This is a genomic window from Micromonospora cynarisoli, assembly GCF_030518815.1.
Classification (GTDB): Bacteria; Actinomycetota; Actinomycetes; order Mycobacteriales; family Micromonosporaceae; genus Micromonospora; species Micromonospora wenchangensis.
Genome location: NZ_CP130426.1, coordinates 4,465,866 through 4,491,462 on the forward strand (window position 1 = coordinate 4,465,866; position 25,597 = coordinate 4,491,462).

Below are 25,597 nucleotides of genomic sequence, written 5' to 3' on the forward strand. Positions count from 1 at the left end.
TACTCGAAGTTCACCAGATGGCAACTGGGCCGGCTTGCCAACTTCGCTGGTCGCGTCTTTAAGAAATTCAAGGGTAGCAGCTACAGATCTTGAATGGTCAGGTTGTCTCGGGTTCGAGTGTCAGGCTGGTGTGAGCGAGGAACCCGTCGAGTAGGTCGGTGCGGTACTGGATGCTCTTGAGTCGGTGTTTGATGATCGCTTGGAGGTGGTCGACGCCTGTGACGGCGAGGTTGCCGATGCTGCGTTTGAGGTGGGACCACACTGCCTCGGTGGGGTTGAGGTCTGGGGCGTAGGCCGGTAGCCGGATGACGGTCAGCCAGTCCCGGGCGTCGATCATCTGCCGCATGGCGGCGGAGACGTGGGTGTTCAGGTTGTCCCACACCAGCACGATCGGGCCGTCGAGTTGTTGGTGGGCGGCATCCAGCAGGGCGATGTAGTCGCGTTCGCTGAAGCTGCGGCGCTCGTTCTTACGGCCGCGATGGGTGATCGTGCGATAGATGAACCGCGACCGCTGGCCGGGCCGGTAACAGGTCAACCCGGCGATCGAGACGCGACCGGAGCCCTTGCCGGAGACCGGGACCACGGGGGTGTGTCCGCGTCGTCCCCAGGTGCGTGCCTTTGGTGGGCGCAGCGTCTGGCCGGCCTCGTCTTCGAAGACCAGCCACGCCTGCCGCTGCGCCACTATCGTTTTCCCGCCGGCCACGTCTCCCGCCGCCACGTGATGATCGCGGCCTCGTCACGCTCGACCGCGCCGTGTGTGGGGACCCGCACCGACCAGCCCAGCCGGCACATGATGTTCGCCGTCCCGCGCAGTGTGTACCGGGTGCGGAACATGCAGGCGATCAGGTCCGACACCCGGGCCAGGGTCCACCGCTGATCACTACCGAAACCGTGCGCCGCCGGACCCTCATCCAGGGCATCGGCCAGCCGCCGCAGCCGCCCCTCATCCAGCCGGCACCGAGACCCACCAGGCCCTTTCGATGCCAGAGCCTGCTCACCACCGGCTTGCCACCGCTTGCGCCAGCCGTACACCGCGGTCTGCGACACCCGCAACCTGCGCGCGATCTCCGGCACCGACACGTCCTGGGCGAACCACCCCGCCGCCTGCCGTCGTACCGCCTCACGCTTCGCCCGCCCCCGCGCGGACAACCCACCTCCATCGGGATACCTCATCCCATCGATCTACCCCAGCCCGAGGCCATCACGCAGACCACATCGGACGAACCTGACCATTCAAGATCTGTAAGTGCGTGTTCGAGAAGGTCTGTTGTGGACCACGTGGCGGCATGACTTTCACCGGCGGGACGGGCAGGGTGGCGCGGTGTCTGCACGCCGTGGCTACCCCTCCGACCTGTCCGATGCCCAGTGGGCGCTGATCGAGCCGCTGCTTCCGGAGCCGAACACAGACGGCCGTCGGGAGAAGCATCCGCGGCGGGAGATCGTTAACGCGATCTTGTACGTGGTGCGGTCCGGGTGCCCGTGGCGGTACCTGCCAGCTGACCTGCCGCCCTGGCAGACGGTGTACTGGTACTTCACCCGGTGGGAAGAAGCCGGCGTCACCGAGAAACTCCTGGCCACGCTGCGGATCAGGACACGGGTGCAACAGGGCCGTGAGCCGCAACCGTCGGCGGGGATCATCGACTCGCAGAGCGTGAAGGGCGCTGACACCCGTCGGGTGCGACAGCCGAGGCTACGACGCCGGGAAGAAGATCAACGGCCGGAAGCGATTCATCATCACCGACACCCTGGGGCTACTGGTCACCGTGACCGTACTCGCCGCGAGCTGGCAGGACCGCGACGGCGCCAAGAGTGCCCTGCTCGGCGCCTACATGCTCACCCCGATTCGGCACGTCTTCGCCGACCAGGGCTTCACCGGACGGCTGGTCGACTGGGCCCGCGACATCCTGCGCACCACCCTGGAGATCGTCCGTAAGCCCGCCGACCAGCGCGGCTTCGCTGTGCATCCTCGCCGCTGGGTCGTGGAACGCACCCTGGCGTGGCTCACCGCCTGCCGCCGGCTGGCCCGCGACTACGAACGCCACCCAACTGTCTCCGAAGCCCTCATCCGCTGGGCCGCCATCGCTGGCATGACCCGCCGCATCACCCGCGGCCGACCGGCACGACGCCAAGCCCGCCGCACCTTCACCCGGGTCTGACAAACCCCATCTCAAACACGCTCCAAGAGGCTGCAGTACAACCGAAAGCGGACAGGGTGGCGAGTTGGCTATGACCGCAAGCCGCATCCATTCGGCAGGCTTGGCAATAGAAAGCACTTCCAGATCGACCGGTGGCATCCGGGCGCGAAGGGGAGTCACAGGGCGTGGCGGGTCCCAGTTTTTGGTAGTTATGGAGCTGTGATGGCTATCTTTAAGAGAATCTTCCCGTTCGACTCGGCCGAGGCGGCGAAAATTGCGGAAGGTGTTATATCTGATTTGCGAAGCATGCCCTATGGGGAACTGACGAACCTTTGCGGAGATAGCGAGAGAAGCGCGATTCGCGGCTCGCGCGGGATCGTCTATAGTGTCGTCACTTTTGGAATCATGGAGCCAAATGGAGTTTTGCGCGTTTCTGTGGCCGTCGACAATGGCGGATTTTCCTCCCTCAAGCCTCTTGTTCGTGACTTTCTCATGAAACCCGATGGCTCGATAATGCGACAGTGGGGATGGCAGTCTGAATTGGGGTGAGGTGCCGCCGCGAAAGCTGGGTTGACTGATGGCGCAAGCCGCCAGCGGAAGAACTGCGGGAAGAAACCGGGGTAGCGGGGCAGTGTCCGCTGCCCCGGTTTTGGTCTACGCCGAGGGGCCCTGGTCCCCGAGCATTCTCTGATAAGCGGGGGGCGGCTGTGGTGACAACCGACGCGGACCCTGCTCCTGTCGGTCAAGGCGAGCACGAACGCATGTGAACCACATAAGCCCAGAGGCTGCGGCTCCGAGAGTGCCCGAGGGGCGCCTCCGCGACCACTCCCACCGCTGGACGGCTGGGTGCTCCACGGGTGCTCGCATGTTCCCGCCGTGGATGGATCCACGGCGGGAATCCTGGAATTCGACCTCTACCATCCGTTCGGTTGACGGCTCGCTATGCACACTTGCGCGGAACAGCGCGAACACGGCCGGACAGCACAGCAGAGATCTGGACTAAAGACACGGGCTGGACCACTTGGCGAAGTCAGAGGAGTTTCATCGGCTTCTGGCTACTTTTAATCCTTAGGTTCAGGGTTCGAGTCCCTGGCGGCCCACCGAAGATTCTTGCCGAGGGCGGTGTGCTCTGCCGATCCCTCTGCGGGTGGTCACCGACGTGAGCCTTCCGGGCAGCCACCTGCCCGATGGACCGGGCCGGGTGTGCGCCCGCCGAACCGGACGCCGAGGCCGATCCGCGGGTCGCGGATGCCGGGCCCGCAGTGCGCGCAAGAACAGAGGGTCCCGCTGCTGAGTCGTCGATGACTGTCGGATATGCGGGTCCGGCAGACCCGGGAACACCGCAGGCGTGATCGTCGACCGTGCCGACGCGTCGACTCCAAATGTCTACTGTGGACTTACGCTATGCTCTCCGCTCGGGCTGGCCGGGCGGTGCGGGCACCGGAGGCAACCGTCGAGGCCCCTGACAGACCCGGTTGACCTGCGGCGACTCCGTACCACGGCGGGTGGGTCTCCCCCGCTGCAACCCCCGGAAGGACCGAGGCAGATGTACGACGCCATCGTGATCGGTGCCCGCTGTTCGGGCGCGTCCACCGCGCTGCTGCTCGCCAGGCAGGGCCACCGGGTGCTGGTGGTGGACCGCGCCTCGTTCCCCAGCGACGTCATCTCGACACACTTTCTCTGGCCGCACGGGATGTCCTATCTGAACCGGTGGGGGCTGCTCGACGAGGTTCTCGCGGTCACGCCGGCGCACACCACGGTCGAGGTGGTCAACGACGGCATCTCGCTCACCGGCTCGGTGCCGGTCGAGCTGCTCCGGGAGTACTTCCGGGACCTGCACGGCGACGACTCGGGCGTGGTGCAGAGCTACGCCTCGGTGCGGCGTCGCGTGCTCGACCAGATCCTCGTCGACGCGGCGGCCCGGGCCGGCGCCGAGGTGCGCACCGGGTTCACCGTCCGCGAACTGGTCGTGGAGGACGGGCAGGTGGTCGGCGTGCGGGGACGTGGAGCCGACGGGGAGCAGGTGGAGGAGCGGGCCCGGATCGTGGTCGGCGCCGACGGCCGGAACTCGTTCGTGGCCCGTACCCTCGGGTTGCCGAAGTTCGACGAGCGGCCCCGCTGCACCTTCGCGTACTGGAGCTACTGGTCCGGTTTCGACCTCGGCCCGGCGCAGCTGCACCGGCGCGGCCGGCTGGCCTGCGCGGTGGTGCCGACGAACTTCGGCCAGAACATGGTGCTGGTCTGGGGGCCGAGCGAGTGGTCGCGGGAGTTCCGCGCCGACGTGCCGGGCAACTACCAGCGGGCGTTGGACTTCGTCAGCCCGGAGCTGGGCGAGATGGTACGGGCCAAGGGGACCCGCGAGGAGCGCATCTACGGCACCCTGGACCAGTCGGCCTTCCTGCGACCACTGCACGGGCCGGGCTGGGTGCTCGTCGGTGACGCCGAGTCGGCCAAGGACCAGTGCACCGCGATCGGCATGACCCACGCCTTCCGCGACGCGGAACTGGTCAGCGCCGCGTTGGACCGGTGGCTGCGCGGTGCCGTGTCGATCGACGAGGCGATGTCCACCTACGAGGGCCGTCGCCGCAGCCAGAACGCCGCCGCCTACCACGACTACGTCTGCACGCTGGCCGAGATGCGGCCGTACCGGCACGACGAGTTGCAGTTGTTCGTCGCGTTGCGGGGCAACCAGCAGGAGACCGACAGGTTCATCGCCACGCACGCCGACGTCGCCCCGGTGTCGGAGTTCTTCCAGGCGTCGAATCTCTTCCTGCTCAACGACGCCGCGAAGGAGTCGTCGGCCGACCATGCGGTGTTCGCCGACTTCGCCGCGACGTCCCGCTCGTACCAGCAGAACCTGTTCGCCTGATGACGCACCCGGGAGAGGGCACCGTGACCATCGAGCTGGACCAGCGGGACGACGGCGAACTGATCGGGATCATCCTCGCGGCGGCCCGGCGCGGGGACGTCGCGACCATGGCGCGTACCGCGTCGGAGGTCTCCGAGATGACCCGCAACTGGGCCACTCACGTCCCGTGGGACGACTTCGCCGCCCTCGACGGTGCCGACGACGAACTGGCCCGGGTCGTCGAGGACCTGACGGAGATGTGGGAGCCGGCACACCTGCGCAACCCCGTCGACCCCGACGAGGAGTACGCGCTGGACAAGAACGCGTACGACTTCTACCGGCCCGCCGGGCGCAACCTGCTGACCCGTACCGAGGACTTCTACGACTGGGTGCAGGCCCGCCGCCGTACCGAGACGTGGCAGTACTCCCGGGTGCTGGAGGCGGCGCCGGACAGCGTCGCCCAGATCACCAACGACCTGGGACGGCGGGCCCGGGGCATCAACTTCAACTCGCAGGACTACCTGTCGTTCAACACCCACCCGGGGATCCGGGAGGCGGCGGCGAAGGCGATGCACGACTACGGGCCGCACAGCGCCGGCTCGCCCATGGTGCTCGGCAACACCCGCATCTCCGACGACCTGGAGGCCGCCCTCGGCGAGCTGGTCGGACTCGACCACGTGACGCTCTTCCCGACCGGCTGGGCGGCCGGTTTCGGGGCGGTCGTCGGGCTGGTCCGGCAGTCCGACCACATTCTGATCGACCGGCTGGCCCACTCCTGCCTCCAGCAGGGGGCGCGGGCGGCGACCCGCAACGTGGTCCGCTACGAGCATCTCAACGTCGAGGCGGTACGCCGGCACCTGGCCGGTATCCGGGCCTCCGACAGCCGCAACGGCATCCTGGTGGTCACCGACGGCCTCTTCTCGGTGGACGCGGACTGGCCGGACCTGGTCACCCTGCAACAGGTCTGTCGGGAGCACGACGCCACGCTGCTGGTCGACGTGGCGCACGACCTGGGTTCGATGGGGCCGGGCGGCACGGGCGTGCTGGGGATGCAGGGCCTGCTCGGTGAGGTCGACATCGTGATGGGGGCGTTCTCCAAGACGTTCTGCTCCAACGGCGGCTTCGTGGCGTCCCGGTCGCCGGCCCTGAAGCAGTACGTGAAGATGTTCGGCGGCTCGCACTTCTTCTCCAACGCGCTCTCCCCGGTGCAGACGGCGGTGGTACGGGAGGCCGCCCGGATCATCAGGTCGGCCGAGGGGGACGCGCTGCGGGCGCGGCTCTTCACGGCGATCCACGCGTTGCGCGACGAGCTGACCGGGCGGGGCCTGACCTGCATGGGTGAGCCGTCCCCGATCGTGCCCCTGCTGATCGGCAACGAGAAGCTGGCGCGGACGGCGAACCGGCTGCTCTTCGACCGGGGGGTGCTGGCGTTCATGGTCGAGTTCCCGGTGACCCCGACCGGTTCGTCGCGGTTCCGGCTCCAGGTGCAGGCCGGGCACCGGCCCGAGGAGGCACGCGAGGCGGCCCGGATCATCGAGGGGGCGCTCGCCGACTCGCGGGCCTACCTCTCCAGCGCGTTCGGCAGCGCGCCCCGCTGACGGGCGCGTCACCCCTGCGGCCCCGTCCACAATGGCGTAACGTGTCGATCCGGTCGCCGTGCGGAGGTGAGAGGCGTGCCACCACGCAGACCCAGACGGGCGAAGGGCCAGCGCAGGCCGGAGCCGCCGCAGCCGGTAGAGCAGGCGACGGTCACCCCGCAGGAAGCAGCCACGCCCCGGGAGGCAGCCACGCCCCGGGAGGCAGCCACGCCGCCTGACGCAGCCACACCCCCGGAGACGGCCACGCCGCCGGATGCGGCCGCGCAGCTGGTGTCGGCCGTTCCGCCGTCGGACGGGCAGCCGGCTGCCGCCGCCGACCGTCCCACCCGGCGCAAGCTGCTGCTGGCGGCGGGTGGGGCGGCGGCCAGCGCGGTGATCGGCACGGTGATCGGCACGGTCGCCAACCGGATCACCTCGTCGGAGCAGGCGGTACGCGACGACCGCGCGGTCGAGCAGGCCAAACGGGCCGACGCCCGACGGAAGCCGCCGATCGCGACCAACGCCTACTACTACGACCGTTCCGACGAGGCGGTGGTGTGGGCCCTGGCCACGCCGCTGACCGGCGACCAGCGGCAGCGGCTCCTCTCCCGGTCGCTGCCGGCCGAGGGCGAGGTCGCGGACACCTTCCCGGGCGTCGTGCACGGGGTGGTGCGCTTCGCCGACGAGCGGCTGACCCGCGTCCTCACCCGGGTCCGCGTCTCCGCGGTCGGCCAGTGGACCGGCCCGGTGTTCGTCAGGCAGATCCGTGCCCGGGTGCTCAAGCGCTCCGCACCGCTGTCCGGCACCCTGATCTTCCGGGGGAGCCAGGGCGACGGGGAGCCGCTGAGCATCGGTTTCGACCTGGACGAGCCGGAGAGCGTCGCCCGGGTGATCAGTCCGCGGGACGAGACGCTCGGCGCGGCATACGTGGACCGCCGGGCGCTGACCCTCGGCCCGGGTGAGCCGGTGACCGTCGACGTCCAGGCGTACACCGACCGGTCGTACTGCGAATGGGTCATCGAACTGGAACTCGACCTCGGCGGCGAGAAGCGCGTCCAGGTGGTCGACGACCACGGTCGGCCGTTCCGCAGCACCGGCCTGGCTCCCCGCTACCAGGACCGGTACTACGCGCACCTGCTCAACGGCTGGACTGCGGACGGCGCCGGACCGCCGGTGTGGAAGCGGTGAACACCGGCCGGCGGCAGACCGCCCTGCTCGTGGTCGCCCTGGTCCTGCCCGCGCTGCTGGCCTTCGGGGTGGTCCGGTTGCTCGGGGCGGGGGACGGGACGGAACACCGGGCCGCACCGCCCCCACCGTCGGGCCCGGCCACGCCGTCCGACGCGGTCGGGATCGGCCCGGTCCTCGACCTGACCGCCCGGATCACCGGCACCGAGGACGGCACCGGGCTGACGTTCCTGACCACCCGGACCAAGGCCGAGGCGGGACCGCCGGCCACGGTCACGGACTGTCGGCAGTTCGCCGGGTGGGCGCAGCGTGACGGCGGCATCCCGGTGGGATTCGCACCGGTCCACACCCTGTCGGTGCACGCCCGACGCACCCTCGACGTCGGTGGTGTGTCCGTGGCGGCGGTGTCGGTCACCGAGGTCGAGCTGTCGCGCGGGGACGGCCCCTGGGTCGAGGTGGCCTGCCGGGACGCCGCCCCGGCCCCCACCGCCACCCCGTCTGCCGGGGGACTGCCGGCGGGGACGCGGGACGGGGACCCCGACCGGCCACGCGTCCTCGTCGCCGGGCAGACGATCGAGCTGCCGGTCCCGCTGGACCCCCCGTACGACAGCGGCGAGGTGTTCCCGCACGGCACTGTCGACTACCAGCTCCGGGTACGGATGGAGATCGACGGGGTGGTCGAGGAGCACCGGCTGCGCAACGGCGACGTGCCCTTCCGGTGCTGTGGACGGGTCACCCACATGGGCTTCCAGGCCGCCCGCTACGAGTGGCGGGTGTCGCCCGCACGCTCACTGCGGTACTGCGCCGAGCTGCGGTGGACACGGCAGCCCCCACCGCCGAAGTGTGAGCTCAGGCGCGGCTGATCCGCCGTCCGGACCGGGTGGTACGGGGACGTGCCCGGGTCGTCAGCGGGCGCACTCCGCACAGGTGCCGAAGATCTCGAAGGTGTGCCCGACCTCGGTGAAGCCGTGCTGGGCGGCGACCTGGTCGGCCCACCGCTCGACCGCCGGCCCGGCCACCTCGACGGTACTGCCGCACCGGCGGCAGACCAGGTGGTGGTGGTGCCTGCTCTGGCTGCACCGGCGGAACAACTGCTCGCCGCCGGGCAGCCGGGTGGAGTCGATCTCCTGGGCGTCGACGAGCAGTTGCAGGGTGCGGTAGACCGTGGTCAACCCGACCCGGGCCTTACGGGCCAGCAGCATCTGGTGCAGCTGCTGAGCGGTGTGGAAACCGTCGACCTCGCGCAGCAGCGCCAGCACCTCGCCGCGCTGACGGGTGTTCCGGGTCACGTTCGGCATCGCCTGGGTCACCGTACCGCCGTCTCCGCTCGTCGCCCCGGCCCCCACCCGGCGGCCGTCGCTGCTCCTCGCCTCCGCCGGTCCAGGCGGAGGCCGTACCCATTATGCGCTGCGGATACGGGCACCCCACGGCCCGTGGCGGGCCCGGGGTCGACGGCCGCCGGGGGGTCGGGTCAGGCCACGGCCGCGACCGGGGTGAGGGCCGCATGCCGCGACCGGGCGACCGCCGCCAGCTCGGTGGCCGGCACCAGCTCGTACTCGGGCGCTCCGGCGCGCAGCACGGTGAGCAGCTTCTGCCCGGTCACGGTGCAGGCCCTGCCCTGCGCCGCGAGCAGCGCCGGCACGTCCGCGAACGAGCCGGTCACGACCACCGCGTCGGCGACCCGGAGGGTGGACAGGCCCTCGGCGACGAGGGTCGCCTCGACGGCGTCCGGGTCGTCGCCGGTGAGCACCACCGAACGGGCGTCGGCCACCACCGCGTACGCCGGGTCGCCGGTCGGGCCGATCACCGAACCGACCCGGAAGTCGCCGGTGTTCAGCCGGCAGGTGACCGTCACGCCGTGCCGGGCGGCCAGCTCGACGGCACCGGAGTGCAGCACCTTCGCGCCGGCCCGCGCCATGGTCACCACGTCGGCGTACGCCAGGGTCGGCAGCAGTCGCGCGGCCGGGACCTGCCGGGGGTCGGCGTCGTACACGCCTTCCACGTCGGAGTGGATGTCGCAGCCCGGCAGCCGCAGCGCGGCGGCGACCGCGACCGCGGACAGGTCGGAGCTGTTCTTGCCCAGCCAGGTGGGGCGCTGGTGGGCGTCGGCCGCCTGACCACCGGGCAGCACCAGCGCGTCGGCGGCGGCCAGGTGCCCGTGCAGGTAGACCGGGTCGACACCGGTGAGCGCGGCGGCCTGCCCACCCGCCGGGCTGCTGGCCAGGCCGATGTGGTGCGGCGGCAGCAGCTCGGCGCGCAGACCGGCGCGTTCCAGCGCGATCCGTAGCAGGGCCGCGCCGACCGTGTCGGCCAACGGCAGCAGGCCGAGCAGGGCCGGGCTGCTGACCTCGGGGTGCAGTTCGGTGGCGAGCCGACGCAGTTCCTCGGTGGCCCCGGGCATCCCGCTGGTGACGACCACCAGCTTCTCGCCGTCGCGGACCCGCCCGGCGAGGTGGGCGGCGACGGTGTGGAAGTGCTCCGGACCGGCGAAGCTGGAACCGCCGAACTTGACCACCCGTACCCGGCTCACCGGACCCCCCTCGCCACCAGCACCTCGGCGATCTGCACCGCGTTCAGCGCGGCACCGATCCGCAGGTTGTCCGCCACCAGCCAGAACGCCACCCGGTTCGGGTGCTCCGGGTCGACCCGGACCCGCCCGACGTGCACCAGGTCGGGGTCGTCGAGGGTACGCGGGGTCGGCGGCCTGTCGGCCCACACCCGGACCTCGGGCTCGCCGGCCAGCAGCGCGGCCAGCTCACCGTCGTCGACAGGCGCGTCGCAGTCCACCACCACGGTCTCGCTGTGCCCGTTGAGCACCGGCACCCGTACGCAGGTGGCCGTCACGTCCAGCGTCGGGTCGCGGAGGATCTTGCGGCTCTCCTGCCGCATCTTCTGCTCCTCCAGCGTGAACCCGTCGCCGAGCAGGGTGTCGATCAGCGGGATCACGTTGTACGCCAGCGGTATCCCGAACGCCTCGACCGGGCCGGTCCGGGTGGGGTCGTCGGTCGCGGCGGCGGCCTGGGCGCGCAGTTCCGCCATCCCCCGGTTGCCCCGGCCGGAGGCCGCCTGGTAGGTGCTGACGGTGACCCGGCGCAGGCCGTACCGCTGACGCAGCGGGGCGAGCAGGCGCACCAGGGGAATGGTCGAGCAGTTCGGGTTGGCGATGATGCCGCTGTCCGGCCGCTGGTCGAGCACGTCCGGGTTGACCTGCGGCACCACCAGCGGCACGTCCACCGCCATCCGGAACGCGTTGGTGTTGTCGATGACCAGTGCGCCCTGGGCGGCGGCGCGACGGGCGTGCCGTTCGCTGACCCCGGTGCCGGCGGAGAAGAACGCCAGCCGTACGCCGGAGAAGTCGTACCGGTCGAGGTCGTGGACGGTGGCGGTGCCGCCCGGTACGTCGATGCGCTGCCCGGCGGAACGCGCCGACGCCACCGGCACGCACTCGCCGACCGGGAAGCCCCGCTGGACGAGCAGGTCGATCAGGGTACGACCCACCGCGCCGGTGGCCCCGACGACGGCGATCGGCAACGCGGTGCCGGTGACGGCCCGCAGGTCGGTTTGGAGGAGAGCGGGGGTGTCGGTGGAGGATGTCACGTCAGCCCTGCTTTCGGAGGACGGAGTGGGGTGACCCGGCCTCGTCGACGGTCACCAGGGGAGTGGGTGCCCCGGTCGCCACCGGCACCTCGGCCGGTGCGGGCACCTCGGGCCCGGTGGACGCGTCGCCGGGCGCGGGGTTCGGCCGGCGGGCGGCCAGCGGTTGCCAGCGCAGCGTCACCCCGAGGCTGGACAGCACGATCAGCACGATGCCGACGATCTCGGCCAGGGTGGGCCGGTGCGCGTAGACGACGACGTCGCAGACGATCGCCACCGCCGGGTTGACGAACGCGACCACCGCGATGGTCGAGCTGGGCAGGTGCGGAACGGCGGAGTAGAGCAGGTGGTAGAGCACGCCGGTGTGGAACACCCCGAGCACCGCCAGCCAGATCCAGCTGCTCGCGCCCGGTGCCGGCAGCGCCGCGAAGTGCACGAACGGCAGCAGCAGCGGGATGCCGATCAGCACCTGGATCAGTGCGGTGATCTGCGGTCGTACCCCCTTGAGCTGCTTCGCGGCGATGGTGGCCAGGGCGTAGAGGACGGCGGCGGCCAGCGCGTTGAGGATGCCCAGGAGCTGCCGGGAGTCGAGTCCTTCGCCGCGCAGCGCCGTCCACAGCTCGGTCGTCAGCACCAGCCCGACGAAGGCCAGCACCACCCAGCCGACGTTGGCCCGGGTGAGTCGTTCCTTGAACAGCAGCGCGCCGAGGAACAGCACGTAGAACGGTTGGGTGTGGTAGACGACGGTGGTGATGGTGATCGACGTCTGCTCGAACGAGGAGAACAGGAACACCCAGTTGAACACCAGGCAGACCCCGCCACCGGCGGCGAGCAGCAGGTTGCGCCGGGTCAGCCCGGTGTTGCGGAAGTAGCCGCCGACCAGGCAGGCCACGGCGAGGGCGACCGCGCCCAGCACGCACCGGGCGAAGACCACGTTGAACGCCGGCTGCCCGGATTCGAGGACGAACACCCCGATCGTGCCCCAGCCCGCCATCGCGACGATGATCTGGACCATCGGTGTCCTGCTGCTGCGGTGGTTCTCCATGCTGTCCCTTCCGGTTGCGGTCGCCGCCCCCTCGGCTGCGGCCGTGCTCAGGCGAACGGCGGGGCGTACATCAGGCCGCCGCGCGTCCACAGGTCGTTGAGGCCACGGGGCACGTCGAGCCCGCTGGCCGCGCCGAAGCTGCGGTCGTACACCTCGCCGTAGTTGCCGACCTGACCGACGGCGTCGCCGATCCAGGTCTGCGGCAGGCCGAGCGTGTCGCCGAGGCGGGCCTGCGCGTCCAGCAGCGCCGACGCCGCGCCCTGACCGACGGTGGCCGAGGTCAGGCCCTCCTCCTCGGCGGCGATCAGCGCGAAGATGATCCAGCGGACCGTCTTGAGCCAGTGCGAGTCACCGTCGGCGACCGCCGGGCCCATCGGCTCGCGGGAGATCAGCTCGGGCAGGACGACGTGCGCGTCGGGTTCCGGCAGCCGGGTCTTCTCGGCCGCCAGCACCACCCCGTCGCAGACGTACGCGTCGACCGCGCCGTCGCGGTAGCCGGCGAGGGCGTCCGCCGCGTCCGGGTACGGCACCACCTCGACCTCGGCGCCCAGCGGCGCGTAGTAGCGGGCGAGGCTGGCGGCGCTGCTGGTGCCGCCGAGCACGCCGATCCGGCGTCCGGCGAGCTGCGCGGCGGCGGTGACGCCGGCCGCCCGGGGCACCAGGAACGCCCCGCCGTCGTAGCAGGTGGTGGCGACGAAGGTGGCCCCGAAGCCGGCCTCCCGGGTCACCGTCCAGGTGGCGTTGCAGGTGAGCAGGTCGATGTCGTCCCCGGCGAGGGCGGGCATCCGCTGGTCCGGGGTGAGCGGCACGAACTCGACCGCGTTGGCGTCACCGAGCACGGCGGCGGCCACCGCGCGGGCGGTGTCCACGTCCAGGCCCTGCCACCGGCCGTCGGTGTCGGGGGCGGACAGGCCACGGATGCCGGTGCTCACCCCGGCGCGCACCGCGCCGTGGCGGCGGACCCGGTCGAGGCGGGCGGTCGTGCTGGTCAGGACCGAGGTCATCGGGTCTCCCTGTCAACGGGCCGGGCTCAGGGCCGGCGTGGTCGGCTCGGTGGTCGGGGTGTCGAAGCGGCGCTGGTTGAAGGCGAGCATGTCGATCAGTTCGGCCGAGCCGAGGTCGGCGGCGTGGCCGGTGGCGGGCCGCAGCGGCATCCGGCCGGTCCGGGTCCAGCGCAGCGTCCCGTCGGGTTCGACCCGGCTGCGGGCCAGGTTCGCGTTCTCCGGGTGCAGGCAGAACGGGACGTCGAGCAGGCCGGTGCCGAACGCCTCGGCGAGGGCGGTGCCGGGGTCCGGGTGCAGGTCGAGCACGGCCTCGACGAGCAGCCGCGCCTCCGCGTACGCCGGGGAGCCGGCCGGGTCGAAGGACTGCCGGCCCGGTGCGGCGCAGCCGGCGGCCTGGGTGGCGGCGAACTCCAGTGCGGCGACGTTCTCCGCGACGGTGGGGATGCGGAACGCCTCGGCCGAGGTCTTGACGATCAGCCGGGCGGCCCCGCCGGCCACGGCGAGCCGGACGCTCTCCGCCAGGATCGCGGCGGCGCCGGCCGGCGTACGGGGGAACAGGCCCATGAACGTGTAGACCACCAGGTGCACGTCGCAGTCCGGCAGGAACTCGGCGGCCAGGTGCCGCAGGGCCAGCAGCGCGTCCAGGTCCTGCCCGGGGTTGGTCTGCTGGGCGAAGCTGAGCGACAGGCTGCGTACCCCGTGCCGCCGGAAGAACAGGCCCTCCAGGATGCCCAGCGCGACGAGCAGCGACGGCGGGCAGAGCTGGCCGAGCATGCAGCCGGCGAAGCTCTCCAGGTGGGCGCCCCGCCCGTCGCCCACGGTGGCGAGCAGTTCGCAGCAGGCCGCCCACTCGTCGATCGCCGCCCGCAGCGGCACCCGGCTGTAGGGCAGGCAGTACGAGACGGGCCCGCCCTCGGTGGCGTCGAGGCCGGCGTCGAGCAGCGCGTGGAAGATGCCCAGCGGCAGTGCCGAGCCGTGTCGTACCTGGACCGGGAAGTCGTCGGCGGCGATGTCCTCCAGCATCGCCCGGGTCATCACCGCCCCGTGCGCGACCAGCGGATAGCCGTTGAGGTCGTGCGCGTGCACGAGGGCGCGGGCGGCGCTGGCGTGGTCGCCGACCCGGGTGAAGCTGTCGAGGGTGAGGGTGCCGGCGGTGGTGGCCCGGGCGGCGCGGACGGCGAGCAGGCCGCTGCGCATCTGTTCGGTGGTGGCGAAGCCCATCCGGGGCTGCACCACCAACCGACCGGCGGCCTGGTTGTCGGCCACGTACGACGCGAACCGTCCCCGGATCACACCGGGCTCGCGGCCAGGTGGGGACGGGCGTGCAGGGCGTGCAGGTGGGTGCGGAAGTCGTCGACGGCCCGGTCGCCGACGAAGACGCCGGTGTACCCGGCGGCGAGCAGGGCGGGCACGTGCCGTCCGTCGGCGGACCCGGCCACGCCGAGGTTGCCGCCGATCACGACGGGGGTGGTGCGGTCGTGCCGGCGCAGCCGGCGGATCAGTTGCCCGCCCTCGACCGCGCCGTGCCCGTTGACGGTGCTGACCACGACCAGGTCGGGCGTGTGCCGCAGGTGGGCGGCGACGAGTTCGTCGATCGGCGTGCAGGCGCCGAGGTTGACCACCCGGAAGCCGTGCTCCTCCAGCAGCAGGTGGAGGTAGACCAGGTTCCAGGTGTGCGAGTCGGAGGGAATGGTGGACAGGACAGCGACCGGTGCGTTGGCCGTTGAGAGGCGCATGCCGAACTCCAGGACACATCGCTAGCGGAAAATCGTCACGGAAAATGGGCACGGCTGGGTCGCCGTAGCCCCCGGACGGAAGCTCGGCGTAAAGTGCCGTTCCATGGTCAGAGAAAGATGATCTGGCTAGCGCAGGCCCGCCATTGCATTGAACACCGCAACTCCCCGTAAGTGGGTGTCTCACACATCTGTCGGTCGCCGAGTCTAGGGCGCGACCAGAACCCTGACAAGCAATGTCCCGGTTGACTTCCGACGGGTCGCCATCTGCGGACACGGACGGTAGCCAAATCACCACCGGCATTCCGGGCACGGACCGCCCGCGCCGCCCGCCGGCCGCTCCCCACCAGCACCGCCCGACAGGCAGGTCGCCACCCGCCGTGGCACAGGGTGACCGGAACAATCTCCTCCCGCCTTCCGCATCCTGAGAAGCGGTCGGCGGCGGCATCCACCGCACCCGTCGCCCACCCCCGCTGGGGTGATCCAGGCCATTCCCGTCGCCGCCCGCTCCCCCGCCGCTCACCCGGGGGAGCCCGGTCGCCGATCCGACACGCGTTCGGCCCGACAGGTGGCACCGAACCGGGCCGGGCACCCGTCGTCGCCGATCACGCTTCCCGAATCCTGGGACACTTGAACAGGTCAATTGATGACTGGGGGTCACGGATGACGCCGGTCCGCGCCACGCCGGTGGCCAGGGGATAGATAAGGCACGATGGACCGCTGCACACGGTGACGAGATGACCCGGCATACCGAGATGCGTTGCACGGCCCCCGCGACCGACCTATGGTCTACCCGCACGCCTGATCGACAGTGGTCATTGCGGCACTCATAGTCACCGGCGTCACCGCGTCACGGGGATTCCCCGCACCGCGCGCAGCCGCCGGACGTCCCGGTCGTCGTCGACCGTCCCCGTGCCGTCGCCGCCATTGTGCGGCGGCTCGGCACGCCCCCGGGAGGAGGTTTCCGTGTTGGGTGCGAAAGGCCGTCGCGAATTGTTCTCGGTGCACGGCGAAATCGAGGTGAACGCCACCGGTCAGCACATCTACGAGGTGGTCAGCGACCTACCGGCCAGCGGCCGGTGGAGCCCGGAGTGCCGGGGCGGGGAATGGATCTCCGGCACCCCCGGCGCGGTCGGTGCGGTGTTCCGGGGCGACAACGTCCGCAGCGACGACGTGGTGCCCTGGGCGCCGGTGGTCCGGGGCGAGTGGCAGACCACCGCCGAGGTGGTACGCGCCGCGCCCGGCCGGATGTTCGCCTGGGCGATGCGCAACAGCGCCGGCGAACGGCAGGAGAGCGTCTGGTCGTACGAGATCAACGCCGCCCCGGGCGGCAGCCTGCTCATCCACCGCTTCCGGATGGGCGAGGCGACCGAGGGCATCCGGGGCATCACCGCCGACCTCGACGCCGAGGCGACCGAGCGGTTCTTCACCCAGTGGACCGAGAAGCTGCGCGGCGACATCGAACTGACGCTCGCACGGCTGAAGACCTTCATCGAACACTCCTCCGGAGGACGGTAGCCATGCTGCTGCAACGCGTCGCCAACCAGGGAATCCGACTCGGCACGGTGTTCGACAGGGCACTCGCCCGGCACCCCGCCAACCTGCTCATCCTCGACCACGACCTGGACGTCGCCCCGGAACTCGGCCGCCGGATCGCCATGGCCGAACTCGCGGACCTCGTCGACGACCTCGCCTCCCGGCTGTGGGCGGCGCGCATCCGCCCCGGCGACCGGGTGGTCGTCCACAAGTCGGACGGGTTCGACATCCCGCTGCTCGCCGTCGCCGTCGCCCGCATCGGCGCGGTACCGGTGCTGCTCTCGCCCAAGCTGGACGGCACGACGGTCGCCGAGTTGCTGCGCCGGGCCGCCCCGGCGTACCTGCTCACCGACGAGGCGAAGCTGACCGGCAGCCTGCCCGAGGGCGTCGGTGAGCTGGCCGACGGGGTGCTGCTCGCCGCTGGCACCCACCCGGCGGGCACCGCGCTGGCCGAGCTGGCCGGCGTACCCCGGGTCGCGCCGGTGACCATGCCCGCCGACCACCCGTCGCTGGTCACCCACACCTCAGGCACCACAGGCATCCCCAAGATGGCGGTGCACACCGGCTGGTCGCTCCAGGCCCGGTACCGGCCACAGGCCACCATCGCCGCGCTGGTCCGCCGTCGGGAACCGCTGCTGCTGCACGTGTCGTTCGTGCACTCCCGGGCGATCAGCGCGATGACGCTGACGTTGTCGCGCGGCGTACCGCTGATCGTGCTGGCCGACGACGACCCGGCGCGCGCCGCCGAACTGCTCACCCGGTTCCGGCCCGGCGTGATCGAGGCACACCCCAACTCGTTCCTGCGCTGGGAGGAACTGGCCGACGACCCGCGCCGGCCGCTGGCCAGCGTCCGCTACTTCAGCAGCACGTTCGACGCGATCCACCCGCGCACCATCCGCCGGATGCTGGCCGCCTCCGCCCACCGCAACCCGAAGTTCGCCCAGCTGTACGGGCAGAGCGAGACCGGCCCGGTGGTCGGCCGGACGTACAGCCGGCGGTGGGAGCCGGAGCACGACGGACGCTGCGTCGGCGTGCCGTTCCCCGGCATGACCGACATCCGGGTGGTGTCGGTCGACGGCCGGCCCCCGACCCGGGAGTCGCCGGGCCGGATCGAGGCCCGCAGCGACGGGCGGGCGATCACCTTCCTCGGTGAGCCGGAACGCTACGCGGCCCAGGTAGACGGCGGCTGGTGGAAGATGGGCGACGTCGGCTACCGCAGCCGGTGGGGCTGCCTGCACCTGCTCGACCGTGAGGTCGACGTGGTGCCCGGCTTCGGCAGCACGCTGGTCGCCGAGGACCACCTGCTGGCCCGGATGAGCGACCTGACCGAAGTGATCATCGTGGGCACCGAGGGCCGGCCGGTGCCGGTGGTCTGCACCCGCGACGACAAGCCCCTCGACCTCGACGCCTGGCAGGCGGCGGCCCAGGGGTTGCCGCCGATGGCCGACCCGGTGCACCGCCGGCTGGCCGACCTGCCGCACACCGCCACCACCAAGATCAAGCGGCTGGAGCTGGCCCGGGCGCTCGTCGCCGAAGGTATCGGTCGGTGAGCACCGTCGGCACGGCCCTGGTCACCGGCGCGGCCGGCGGGATCGGCGCCGAGGTGGCGCGGGCGCTGGCCCGGCGCGGCACCCCGGTCGCCGCCGTCGACAGCGACGCCGACCGGCTACGGGCCACCGTGGACGAGGCCCGGTCCGCCGGGCTGCCGCTGACCGCGTACCCGGCCGACGTCCGCTCGGGCGCGGCGGTACGCGACCTGGTGGACACCGTCGAACGGACGCTCGGGCCGATCGACGCGCTGGTCAACGCCGCCGGGGTGCTGCGCCCGGGCGAGGCCCGCACGCTGACCGAGGAGGACTGGCAGCTCACCTTCGCGGTCAACGCGACAGGGGTGTTCCACACCTGCCGGGCGGTGGCCGACCGGATGGTGCCCCGACGGCGCGGCACCATCGTCACCGTCGCCTCCAACGCCGCCGGCACCGCCCGCGCCGGCATGTCGGCGTACGGCGCGTCCAAGGCGGCGGCCACCGCGTTCACCAAGGCCCTCGGGCTGGAACTCGCCAGGTACGGCATCCGGTGCAACGTGGTGGCCCCCGGCTCCACCGACACCCCGATGCTGGCCGCGCTGCTACCCGACGACGCCGCCCGGCGCTCCACCATCGGCGGGGTGCCGGAGGCGTACCGGGTGGGCATTCCGCTCGGCCGGATCGCCGATCCGGCCGACATCGCCGCCGCCGTGCTGTTCCTCATCTCCGACGACGCCCGGCACATCACCATGCAGCACCTGACCGTCGACGGCGGCGCCACGCTCGGCGTCTGAGCCCGACCGAGGAGGCAACCGTGGGCATCCCGGACACCATCCGGTACGACCTGCCCGAACTGCCAGGCAACACCGTCGGCTGGACCCCCGACCCGGCCCGTGTGGTGCTACTCGTCCACGACATGCAGGGCTACTTCCTGCGCCCGTTCCCGCCCGACGCGCAGCCGGGCCGGGCCCTGCGGCACAACGCGGCCCGGTTGCGCGCCCGCTGCGCCGAACTGGGGGTGCCGGTGGCGTACACCGCGCAGCCGGGGTCGATGACCCCCCTCCAGCGGGGCCTACTCGCCGACTTCTGGGGGCCGGGGATGACCGCCGAGCCGCAGCAGCGCCGGGTCGACCCGGCGCTGGCCCCCGCCGTCGGGGACTGGGTGTTCACCAAGTGGCGGTACAGCGCCTTCCACCGCACCGACCTGCTGGACCGCATCCGCGCCGCCGGCCGCGACCAGCTCGTCGTCTGCGGCGTGTACGCGCACGTCGGCGTGCTGGCCACCGCCTGCGACGCGTTCTCGCACGACATCGAGACGTTCGTGGCCGCCGACGCGGTGGCCGACTTCACCGCCGACGACCACCGGATGGCCCTGACCTACGCGGCGAACCGGTGCGCCGTGGTCGCCGACACCGACACCCTGCTCGCCGCGCTGCCCGTCACCACCGCCGCCCACGCCTGAGCACGGGCCGGCCGGCACGCACCGTCCCACCCCCCGACCGGCCGGCCCCTGCACCGGCCGGTCGGCCACCCACCACGAGAGGAGGCGGCCGATGTCCGCGGAGCACCGACCAGCGCCGTCCGGACCGGTCGCGCTGCCACCCGCCGACCGCGCCGGGTGCCACGGACCGTTCGCCCTGCTGCACCGGCCGTACGCGCACGAGTACGGCTGGGTCGACGTGCTCGCCGGACCTGTCGCCCCGGTCGACCGGTTGGCCGAGCTGCCCCTGCCCGAGCCGGCCGACCCGGCCGAAGGCCAGGACCTGCTGGTCCTGATCCCCTACCGGCAGCTCGCCGAGCGGGGGTTCGACGCCCCCGACGACGGCACCCCGCTACTGGCGATGCGGGTCGAGCAGCAGGAGGTGCTGCCGTTGGCCGAGGTGCTGCGGCGCATCCCCGACGGCGAGATCCCGGTCGGCCCCGGCGACTACGACCTGTCCGACGCCGCGTACGCCGGGCTGGTCCACGCGGTGCTCGACGCCGAGATCGGCAGCGGCCAGGGGGCCAACTTCGTCCTCAAGCGCACCTGGATCGCCGACCTGGGCGGGGACCCGCTGACCGCCGCGCTGCGGTTGTTCCGTCGACTGCTCGCGGCGGAGAACGGCGCGTACTGGACGTTCCTGGTGCACACCGGCGACCGGACGCTGGTCGGGGCGAGCCCGGAACGGCACGTCAGCCTGACCGGCGGGCGGGCCGTGATGAACCCGATCAGCGGCACCTACCGGTACCCGGAGTCCGGGCCGACCCTGCCCGGCGTGCTCGACTTCCTCGCCACCTCCAAGGAGACGGCCGAGCTGTTCATGGTCGTCGACGAGGAACTGAAGATGATGGCCCGGATCTGCCCGGACGGCGCCCGGGTCCGGGGCCCGTACCTGCGGGAGATGGCCCGGCTCGCGCACACCGAGTACCTGGTCGAGGGGGCCACCGACGCGGACGTGCGGGACGTGCTGCGGGAGACGATGTTCGCCCCGACCGTGGTCGGCAGCCCGTTGCAGAACGCGACCCGGGTGATCGGCCGGTACGAGCCGACCGGCCGCGCCTACTACAGCGGCGCGTTGGCCCTGATCGGCCACGACCGGGCCGGCCGCCGGACGTTGGACTCGACGATCGTGATCCGCACCGCCGACATCGACTCCGGTGGCCGGCTGCGCCTGTCGGTCGGCGCGACGCTGGTGCGTGACTCGGACCCGGTGGCGGAGGCGGCGGAGACCCGGGCGAAGGCCGCCGGCCTGCTGACCGCCCTGCACGCCCAGCCGGTCGGTGGACTGGCCGGCCATCCGGGGGTACGCCGGGCGCTGCGGCAACGCAACGAGCGGGTCGGCCGGTTCTGGTTGGCGTCCGACCAGACCGACGCCGGGGACCCGTACCGGCCCGGCGACGCCGATCCGGTGCTCGACGGCAGGCGGGTGCTGGTGGTCGACGCCGAGGACACCTTCGCCGTCATGCTCGGCCAGCAACTGCGCTCGCTGGGGCTGGACGTGACGGTACGCCGGCACGACGAGCCGTTCACCGTCGACGCGTACGACCTGGTGGTGCTGGGGCCCGGTCCGGGTGACCCGCGCGACGGCGGCGACCCGAGGGTGCGGCTGCTGCGGGACACGATCGGCGCGTTGCTGGCCGGTCGCCGCCCGTTCCTCGCCGTGTGCCTGAGCCACCAGGTGCTGTGCGACCTGTTGGGCATCCCGCTGCACCGGCTGCCGGTGCCCAACCAGGGGGTGCAGAAGGAGATCCGGCTGTTCGGCGTGCCGCACCGGGTCGCCTTCTACAACACCTTCACCGGGCGCTGCCCCACCTCGCTGCTGCCGCAGGGACGGCACGCCGAGACGGTGCAGGTGAGCCGGGACCCGGCGACCGGTGAGGTGTACGCGCTGCGGGCGGCCGGGTTCGCGTCGGTGCAGTTCCATCCGGAGTCGATCCTGACCGAGGACGGGGTGGGCATCCTGCGGGAACTGCTGCGGGTCCTGCCGCAGCCGGGGGCGGGACGCGCCTGTTCGGCAGTCGGCGTCGACTTCCGACGCTAACCAGGACGTGTACTATCCAGGTTGTGCGGATGAGCGAGCAGGTCGAGTGGGGGCTGCACTGCTGCCTGACCCTCGCCTGGATCGGCGGCGAACACCCGATGCCCGCCGTCCGGCTCGCCGAGTGGTTCGAGCTGCCCCCGGCCTACCTCACCAAGTGCCTCCAGGCCCTGACCAGGGCCGGCATCCTCCAGTCGGTGCCCGGCGCGCGCGGCGGGTTCCGGCTCGCCCGCCAACCGGCGGACGTGACCGTGATGGACGTGACGGCGGCGATCGAGGGGGCCGACAACCCGTTCCGGTGCACCGAGATCCGCCAGCGCGGCGCGGGGGTCGACCCCTCCGCGCCGGAGTTCCGCACCCCGTGCGCCATCAGCACCGTCATGCACCGCGCCGACCTGGCCTGGCGACGCGAGCTGGCCGGCCACACCCTCGCCGACCTGCTCGCCTCGGCACCGGCGGAGGCGGCCGAACGCACCCGTCGCCGCTACGCGCTGCTGCGCGGCTGACGCCCCGGCCGCCACCCACGCGACCGCCGACCGACCGTCGGCCCGCGTACCCGCCGGCCACCGGTCCACCCGCGACCGCACCATCGCCCCGCGGTCCCGGCCGCCGGGTGCGGGCGGTTCCCCCACCGCCCGCACCGGATGGTCGTCCACACCCGAATCCCGTGCCGGCGCGCTCCGCCGCGCCGCCGCATGCCGTCCCGCATCCGGAGACCTCATGTCCCACCTGCACACCCGCACCGGCCCGGGGCCGGACACCACCGCCGGGCCCGGCCGGGGCCTGCGCTTCACGCTGATCCTCGCGGCCGGCACCTTCGCCGTCGGCACCGACGCGTTCGTGGTCGCCGGGCTGCTGCCCGACATGGCCGCCGCGCTGCGGGTCTCCACCGCCGCCGCCGGACAGTCGGTGACGGTCTTCGCCATCTCGTACGCCGTCCTCGCCCCGGTGCTGTCCACCCTGACCGCCCGGCTGCCGCGCCGCACCCTGCTCGTCGCCGCGTTGCTGGTGCTCGCCGCCGGCAACCTGCTCTCGGCCGCCGCCGACACGCTGCCGGTGCTGATCGTCGGGCGGATCGTCGCCGCCGCCGGTGCCGCCGCGTACACCCCGAACGCGGGAGCGGCAGGCGCCTCCCTGGTCTCACCGGCGCTGCGCGGGCGGGCCCTGGCCGTGGTGATCGGCGGGCTCACCGTCGCCACCGCGCTGGGCGTGCCGCTGGGCGGGCTGACCGGCCGGTGGCTCGGCTGGCGGGCCGCGCTCGTCGCGGTGGCCCTGCTGGCGCTCGCCGTGGCGGTGGCCGTCCGGCTGGCGATGCCCGCGCTGCCCGGGGCGGCGGCGGTGCCGTTACGCGCCCGGTTGACCGCGCTGCGCCGGCCGGCCGTGCTCGCCGTGCTGCCGCTCACCGTGATCGGCATGGCCGCCTGCTACACGGTGTACGCCTTCGCGGTGCCCACCCTCGGCGCGCTCGGCGTCGGCGCGTACCAGGTCAACCTGATGCTGCTGCTCTACGGGTCGGGCGCGGTCGCCGGCAACGTCGCCTCCGGCTACGCCACCGACCGGTGGGGCGCGGTGCCGGTGCTGGTGGTCGGGTACGCCGTGATGGCCGTCGCGCTGGGCGTGCTCGGCGCGCTCAGCACCGCCGGGTCCGCGCCGATGCCACTGGTCGGGCTGCTGGTCGGCGCGTGGGGTGCGGCGAGCTGGTGTCAGACCCCGGCGCAGCAGCACCGGTTGATCGCCGCCGCGCCGCAGCAGGCCCCGCTGGTGGTGTCGCTGAACTCGTCGGCCATCTACCTCGGCATCGGCCTCGGCACCACCGCCGGCGGGGCGGCCCTCGTCTCCGGCGTGCCCGCCATGTACGCCCTCGGCGCGGCCGGGGCGGTGCTGGCCCTGCTGGTGCTCCAGCTCGGACGGTGGATCACCAGGCGTACCCCGGCGGTGGCGTCGTGACCGGCGCGACGGACACCACGACCGCCGCGTACGTGGACCGTACCGGGCCCGCCGGGACGATCCGGGTCGGCCCGCTGCCCGCACCCGAACCGACGCCGACGGAGGTGCTCGTCGGGGTCGAGGCCAGCCCGGTGAACCGGGTGGACACCTTCGTCCGGTCCGGCGCGTTCCGTACCCCGCTGACCTTCCCGTTCGTCATCGGGCGGGACCTGGCCGGCACGGTGCTGCGGGTCGGCGAGGCCGTCACCGGTTTCGCCCCGGGCGACCGGGTGTGGTGCAACAGCATGGGTCACGCCGGCCGGCCCGGTGCCGCCGCCGGCCGGGTTGCGGTGCCCGCCGACCGGCTCTACCCGGTGCCCGCCGGGGTGGACCCGTTGACCGCGGTGGCGGTGGCACACCCGGCGGCCACCGCCTACCTCGCCCTGGTCACCCACGCCCGGGTCCGCCCCGGCGAGGTGGTGCTGGTGATCGGCGCGGGCGGCAACGTGGGCAGCGCCGCCGTCACCCTGGCCCGTGCCGCCGGGGCCCGGGTGGTGGCCACCGCGCACCCCCGCGACGCCGACCACTGCGCCGGCCTCGGCGCGGAGCCGGTGGTCGACTACCGGGACGCCGACTGGGCCGCCCAGGTCCGCCGGGCCTGCCCGTCCGGGGTGGACGTGGTGCTCGACGCGGCCGGGGTCAACGACCTGACCAGCACCGTCGGCCTGCTCGCCCCCCGGGGCCGGGTGCTGGTGCTGGCCGGCCTGGGCACCACCCCGACGCTGCCCGCCGGTGAGCTGTACCTGCGCGACGGCGCGGTGCTGGGCTTCGTGATCTCCCACGCCACCGTCGCCGAGCTGGCCGACGCGGCGCGGGCCATCAACGCGCTGCTGGCCGACGGCCGGCTGCGGACCCGGAAAGTCGAGACGCTCCCGCTGGCCGCCGCCGCCGAGGCGCACCGCCGCGCCGAGGACGGCCTGCACGGGGTACGCACCCTCCTGCTGCCCACCCCACCCTGACCGCCGCCGGAGCAGCCGGCCCGGCGGTCAGCGGCGCAGGCCCATCCCGGCGTAGCCGTGGGAGATCCGCTCCCGGGGTTCCCCGTCGGGTCGCCACTCGGCCACCCGGACCAGCCCCGGATCGACCAGGTCGTAGCCGTCGAGGAAGCGCAGCACGTCGGCGTGCGGACGGGGCACCAGTGGGGCGCTGCTGCGCTGGTAGACCGCCTGCCCCTGGCGGGTGGGCAGCGGCGGGGCCCCGTCGGTGGTGAGATGGGAGACGACCAGCGGGCTACCGGGGACTGTCGCGTCCCGTAGCCGGGCGACGGCGTCCCACGGCTGCTCGGCGTCGGTGACGAAGTGCAGCACCGCCACCAGCAGCACGGCCACCTGACGGTCGAAGTCGATCGCCGCCCGGACGTCGGGGTGGGCCAGCAGCTCGTCCGGTCGGCGCAGGTCACCCCGGACGATGGTGGTCCGCCCGTCGGCCGGCAACAGCCGCCGGGCGTGCGTGACGGCGACCTCGTCGTAGTCGACGTAGACCACCGTCGAGTCGGGGGCGACCTGACGGACGATCTCGTGCACGTTGCCCTGGGTGGGCAGCCCGGCGCCGATGTCGAGGAACTGGCGTACGCCCAGCTCGGCGGCGTGCCGGACGGCCCGGCGCAGGAAGTGCCGGTTGGCCTGGGCGGCGATCCCGGTGTCCGGGAAGATCCGCAGGATCTGCTCGGCGGCGGCCCGGTCGGCGGCGAAGTTGTGGCACCCGCCGAGGTAGTAGTCGTACATCCGGGCCACGTTCGGCCCCTGCTCGGCGTCGGTCGGCGCGGTCACCGGCCCTCTCCCTCCACTCGCGTCGTCGCTGCGGGACGACCCACCGCCGGGCGGTGGGCGTCCTGCGCCCTGATGTCTAGCACCCGGGGCGACGACATGTTGACCCCCCGTGTCGGCGAGCCGGCAGCCCACGACCGTCAC

23 protein-coding genes, 1 tRNA gene and 1 pseudogene are annotated in these 25,597 nt (G+C 72.6%); 15 read left to right on the plus strand and 10 right to left on the minus strand.

The window, feature by feature from the left end; translation table 11 throughout:
- Positions 1 to 97: 97 nt before the first annotated feature.
- Both Q2K16_RS19110 and Q2K16_RS19115 read right to left on the minus strand, forming a co-directional pair.
- A complete protein-coding gene (locus Q2K16_RS19110; protein WP_302738968.1) occupies positions 98 to 682 on the minus strand; it encodes an IS630 family transposase in 585 nt (194 codons plus the stop codon).
- Complete coding sequence (locus tag Q2K16_RS19115) at positions 682 to 1,173, minus strand: helix-turn-helix domain-containing protein (protein WP_302738969.1); 492 nt, start codon at positions 1,171 to 1,173, stop codon at positions 682 to 684. The genes Q2K16_RS19110 and Q2K16_RS19115 overlap by 1 nt, the downstream gene beginning before the upstream one ends.
- A gap of 148 nt (positions 1,174 to 1,321) precedes the next feature.
- On the opposite strand from Q2K16_RS19115, the pseudogene Q2K16_RS19120 reads away from it, so the two are divergent.
- From Q2K16_RS19120 to Q2K16_RS19150, 7 genes and pseudogenes are all read left to right on the plus strand, one after another.
- Positions 1,322 to 2,156 (plus strand): annotated as a pseudogene (locus tag Q2K16_RS19120) (IS5 family transposase).
- A 201-nt stretch (positions 2,157 to 2,357) separates the two neighbouring features.
- Positions 2,358 to 2,684 carry a hypothetical protein gene (locus Q2K16_RS19125; RefSeq protein ID WP_302738971.1) on the plus strand — a complete coding sequence of 109 codons (327 nt, stop codon included), beginning with the start codon at positions 2,358 to 2,360 and terminating at the stop codon, positions 2,682 to 2,684.
- A gap of 460 nt (positions 2,685 to 3,144) precedes the next feature.
- Positions 3,145 to 3,235: transfer RNA gene (locus Q2K16_RS19130), tRNA-OTHER, on the plus strand.
- A 446-nt stretch (positions 3,236 to 3,681) separates the two neighbouring features.
- Entirely contained in the window at positions 3,682 to 5,004 is a 1,323-nt protein-coding gene (locus Q2K16_RS19135; RefSeq protein ID WP_302738972.1) for an NAD(P)/FAD-dependent oxidoreductase, read from the plus strand.
- On the plus strand, positions 5,004 to 6,581 hold the full coding sequence (locus Q2K16_RS19140; RefSeq protein WP_302738973.1) for an aminotransferase class I/II-fold pyridoxal phosphate-dependent enzyme: 1,578 nt from the start codon (positions 5,004 to 5,006) through the stop codon (positions 6,579 to 6,581). Before Q2K16_RS19135 ends, Q2K16_RS19140 begins: the two co-directional genes overlap by 1 nt.
- A 75-nt stretch (positions 6,582 to 6,656) precedes the next feature.
- Complete coding sequence (locus Q2K16_RS19145) at positions 6,657 to 7,748, plus strand: hypothetical protein (RefSeq protein ID WP_302738974.1); 1,092 nt, start codon at positions 6,657 to 6,659, stop codon at positions 7,746 to 7,748.
- Positions 7,745 to 8,608, plus strand: coding sequence for a hypothetical protein (locus Q2K16_RS19150; protein WP_302738975.1), 864 nt, complete (start codon positions 7,745 to 7,747; stop codon positions 8,606 to 8,608). The genes Q2K16_RS19145 and Q2K16_RS19150 overlap by 4 nt, the downstream gene beginning before the upstream one ends.
- 42 nt (positions 8,609 to 8,650) lie before the next feature.
- Here Q2K16_RS19150 and Q2K16_RS19155 read toward each other — a convergent pair whose 3' ends face one another.
- From Q2K16_RS19155 to Q2K16_RS19185, 7 genes are all read right to left on the minus strand, one after another.
- A complete protein-coding gene (locus Q2K16_RS19155; RefSeq protein ID WP_145917370.1) occupies positions 8,651 to 9,043 on the minus strand; it encodes a Fur family transcriptional regulator in 393 nt (130 codons plus the stop codon).
- A 173-nt stretch (positions 9,044 to 9,216) separates the two neighbouring features.
- Positions 9,217 to 10,275: an amino acid kinase family protein gene (locus tag Q2K16_RS19160; RefSeq protein ID WP_302738990.1), complete on the minus strand. Its 1,059-nt coding sequence runs from the start codon at positions 10,273 to 10,275 to the stop codon at positions 9,217 to 9,219.
- Positions 10,272 to 11,342, minus strand: a complete 1,071-nt coding sequence (locus Q2K16_RS19165; protein WP_302738992.1) for an aspartate-semialdehyde dehydrogenase — start codon at positions 11,340 to 11,342, stop codon at positions 10,272 to 10,274. The genes Q2K16_RS19160 and Q2K16_RS19165 overlap by 4 nt, the downstream gene beginning before the upstream one ends.
- Position 11,343: 1 nt before the next feature.
- Positions 11,344 to 12,384, minus strand: a complete 1,041-nt coding sequence (locus Q2K16_RS19170; protein WP_302738993.1) for a DMT family transporter — start codon at positions 12,382 to 12,384, stop codon at positions 11,344 to 11,346.
- 47 nt (positions 12,385 to 12,431) lie between these two features.
- The gene (locus Q2K16_RS19175; RefSeq protein ID WP_302738994.1) at positions 12,432 to 13,388 is read right to left on the minus strand and encodes an amino acid ABC transporter substrate-binding protein; all 957 of its coding nucleotides are present in this window, start codon (positions 13,386 to 13,388) and stop codon (positions 12,432 to 12,434) included.
- Positions 13,389 to 13,400: 12 nt separating this feature from the next.
- The gene (locus Q2K16_RS19180; RefSeq protein ID WP_489671925.1) at positions 13,401 to 14,678 is read right to left on the minus strand and encodes a methylaspartate mutase; all 1,278 of its coding nucleotides are present in this window, start codon (positions 14,676 to 14,678) and stop codon (positions 13,401 to 13,403) included.
- A complete protein-coding gene (locus Q2K16_RS19185; protein WP_302738997.1) occupies positions 14,678 to 15,124 on the minus strand; it encodes a cobalamin B12-binding domain-containing protein in 447 nt (148 codons plus the stop codon). Before Q2K16_RS19185 ends, Q2K16_RS19180 begins: the two co-directional genes overlap by 1 nt.
- 963 nt (positions 15,125 to 16,087) lie before the next feature.
- Between Q2K16_RS19185 and Q2K16_RS19190 the strand changes: the two genes are divergently transcribed.
- The 8 genes from Q2K16_RS19190 (at position 16,088) to Q2K16_RS19225 (ending at position 24,646) form a co-directional block, all read left to right on the plus strand.
- Positions 16,088 to 16,639 carry an SRPBCC family protein gene (locus tag Q2K16_RS19190; RefSeq protein WP_302738998.1) on the plus strand — a complete coding sequence of 184 codons (552 nt, stop codon included), beginning with the start codon at positions 16,088 to 16,090 and terminating at the stop codon, positions 16,637 to 16,639.
- 2 nt (positions 16,640 to 16,641) lie between these two features.
- Positions 16,642 to 18,207 (plus strand): class I adenylate-forming enzyme family protein, encoded by a 1,566-nt coding sequence (locus Q2K16_RS19195; protein ID WP_302738999.1) that lies wholly within the window; start codon positions 16,642 to 16,644, stop codon positions 18,205 to 18,207.
- On the plus strand, positions 18,204 to 18,977 hold the full coding sequence (locus tag Q2K16_RS19200; protein ID WP_302739000.1) for a 2,3-dihydro-2,3-dihydroxybenzoate dehydrogenase: 774 nt from the start codon (positions 18,204 to 18,206) through the stop codon (positions 18,975 to 18,977). The genes Q2K16_RS19195 and Q2K16_RS19200 overlap by 4 nt, the downstream gene beginning before the upstream one ends.
- Positions 18,978 to 18,997: 20 nt before the next feature.
- A complete protein-coding gene (locus tag Q2K16_RS19205) occupies positions 18,998 to 19,645 on the plus strand; it encodes an isochorismatase family protein (RefSeq protein WP_302739002.1) in 648 nt (215 codons plus the stop codon).
- A gap of 91 nt (positions 19,646 to 19,736) precedes the next feature.
- On the plus strand, positions 19,737 to 21,704 hold the full coding sequence (locus tag Q2K16_RS19210; protein ID WP_302739004.1) for a chorismate-binding protein: 1,968 nt from the start codon (positions 19,737 to 19,739) through the stop codon (positions 21,702 to 21,704).
- A 29-nt stretch (positions 21,705 to 21,733) separates the two neighbouring features.
- A complete protein-coding gene (locus Q2K16_RS19215) occupies positions 21,734 to 22,207 on the plus strand; it encodes an RrF2 family transcriptional regulator (protein WP_302739005.1) in 474 nt (157 codons plus the stop codon).
- A gap of 214 nt (positions 22,208 to 22,421) precedes the next feature.
- The gene (locus tag Q2K16_RS19220; RefSeq protein WP_302739007.1) at positions 22,422 to 23,648 is read left to right on the plus strand and encodes an MFS transporter; all 1,227 of its coding nucleotides are present in this window, start codon (positions 22,422 to 22,424) and stop codon (positions 23,646 to 23,648) included.
- Entirely contained in the window at positions 23,645 to 24,646 is a 1,002-nt protein-coding gene (locus tag Q2K16_RS19225; protein ID WP_302739009.1) for an NADPH:quinone reductase, read from the plus strand. Before Q2K16_RS19220 ends, Q2K16_RS19225 begins: the two co-directional genes overlap by 4 nt.
- Before the next feature lie 27 nt (positions 24,647 to 24,673).
- On the opposite strand, the gene Q2K16_RS19230 is transcribed toward Q2K16_RS19225, so the two are convergent.
- On the minus strand, positions 24,674 to 25,456 hold the full coding sequence (locus tag Q2K16_RS19230; protein WP_302739010.1) for an SAM-dependent methyltransferase: 783 nt from the start codon (positions 25,454 to 25,456) through the stop codon (positions 24,674 to 24,676).
- Between the last annotated feature and the right edge of the window lie 141 nt (positions 25,457 to 25,597).